Raw genomic sequence first — 1093 nt, 5'->3', positions numbered from 1 at the left:
GACAACCAACGCCAGGCTGGCCTAACCTTCTCCGTCCCTCCATCGCAATAACTGGAAGTACAGGAATATTAACCTGTTTTCCATCGACTACGCTTTTCAGCCTCGCCTTAGGGACCGACTAACCCTGCGTCGATTAACGTTGCGCAGGAAACCTTGGTCTTTCGGCGTGCGAGTTTTTCACTCGCATTGTCGTTACTCATGTCAGCATTCGCACTTCTGATACCTCCAGCAAGCTTCTCAACTCACCTTCACAGGCTTACAGAACGCTCCTCTACCGCATCATCATAAGATGATACCCGTAGCTTCGGTGCATGGTTTGAGCCCCGTTACATCTTCCGCGCAGGCCGACTCGACTAGTGAGCTATTACGCTTTCTTTAAAGGGTGGCTGCTTCTAAGCCAACCTCCTAGCTGTCTAAGCCTTCCCACATCGTTTCCCACTTAACCATGACTTTGGGACCTTAGCTGACGGTCTGGGTTGTTTCCCTTTTCACGACGGACGTTAGCACCCGCCGTGTGTCTCCCATGCTCGGCACTTGTAGGTATTCGGAGTTTGCATCGGTTTGGTAAGTCGGGATGACCCCCTAGCCGAAACAGTGCTCTACCCCCTACAGTGATACATGAGGCGCTACCTAAATAGCTTTCGAGGAGAACCAGCTATCTCCGAGCTTGATTAGCCTTTCACTCCGATCCACAGGTCATCCGCTAACTTTTCAACGGTAGTCGGTTCGGTCCTCCAGTCAGTGTTACCTAACCTTCAACCTGCCCATGGATAGATCGCCCGGTTTCGGGTCTATACCCAGCGACTAAACGCCCTATTAAGACTCGCTTTCGCTACGCCTCCCCTATTCGGTTAAGCTCGCCACTGAATATAAGTCGCTGACCCATTATACAAAAGGTACGCAGTCACCTAACAAAGTAGGCTCCCACTGCTTGTACGCATACGGTTTCAGGTTCTATTTCACTCCCCTCTCCGGGGTTCTTTTCGCCTTTCCCTCACGGTACTGGTTCACTATCGGTCAGTCAGTAGTATTTAGCCTTGGAGGATGGTCCCCCCATATTCAGACAAAGTTTCTCGTGCTCCGTCCTACTCGA

General features: G+C 51.2%; 1 rRNA gene. It reads right to left on the bottom strand.

The features are described from left to right. Positions 1–1093 (bottom strand): 23S ribosomal RNA (locus ACF8RA_RS23285); the annotation flags it as partial.

The sequence above is a fragment of the Pseudomonas sp. FYR_5 genome (genome assembly GCF_043106315.1).
GTDB classification, from domain to species: domain Bacteria; phylum Pseudomonadota; class Gammaproteobacteria; order Pseudomonadales; family Pseudomonadaceae; genus Aquipseudomonas; species Aquipseudomonas putida_Y.
The sequence above is the reverse complement of the archived record's forward strand: the minus strand, read 5'-3'. Positions and strand labels throughout refer to the sequence as shown.